1 protein-coding gene is annotated in these 663 nt (G+C 42.5%); it reads left to right on the top strand.

Features of this window, described 5'->3' with window-relative positions:
- Positions 1–663, top strand: a 663-nt coding sequence (locus G5B47_RS25275; RefSeq protein WP_165104226.1) for a hypothetical protein, incomplete at both ends; no start/stop codon positions are given.

Here is a 663-nt window from a genome sequence, read left to right as displayed (position 1 = left end):
ACCGACTTTTGGGAAGACGGAGTCCTTAAGGTTCATATAGATATCCCCTTTGAGAAACCGAAGAAAATGAAGCTTGAACCATTACAAACGGAGGCCTGGGTTCCTTTTGCCGCAAACCGCGAATCCTTAAACCTTTTACATTCTTTACTTAAATCCAATCCTTTGGACCCGGAGGGGGTTAATCATTTTAAGCAGGCTTTTGCGTTGGAAACCCTAACCTTTATGTCTTTTGACTACATCAATATGCTCGATGACAGCATGCTAAAGGAAAAAGGAATCATTATGGTCAATGGGAACAAAACGAAATGGAGAGTGAATGAAGTCATTCTGGAAGTGTTAAAGGAACCTCTGGAAAAGCACGGGTATGCTCTTCTGCCTGCCGCTGAAGGAGGCAATTTGGAAAAGGGTGTAATCTTTTACAAGGTTATAGACTCCTATCGATATATGATTATCTTTGATAAAGATGACGATATAATCAGTAAAAAGATCAGGTTATTTTACCATCCTCCCTACTATATATGGGATATACAGGTCTGGATGCAGGAGCAGGGGTATCAGCCAGTCTTTTCGTACGGTAACGAAAGTGAACTTCGAACATCCCTGCTGGACATACTGCAGCACGTATTAACCAAGGGGATTCCGTGGCTGGAGTCTGTGCGGATC

The sequence above is a fragment of the Paenibacillus apii genome, assembly GCF_011043685.1.
In the GTDB taxonomy this organism is placed as follows: Bacteria; Bacillota; Bacilli; order Paenibacillales; family Paenibacillaceae; genus Paenibacillus_AQ; species Paenibacillus_AQ sabinae.
This window is presented reverse-complemented; position numbering and strand designations above follow the sequence as displayed.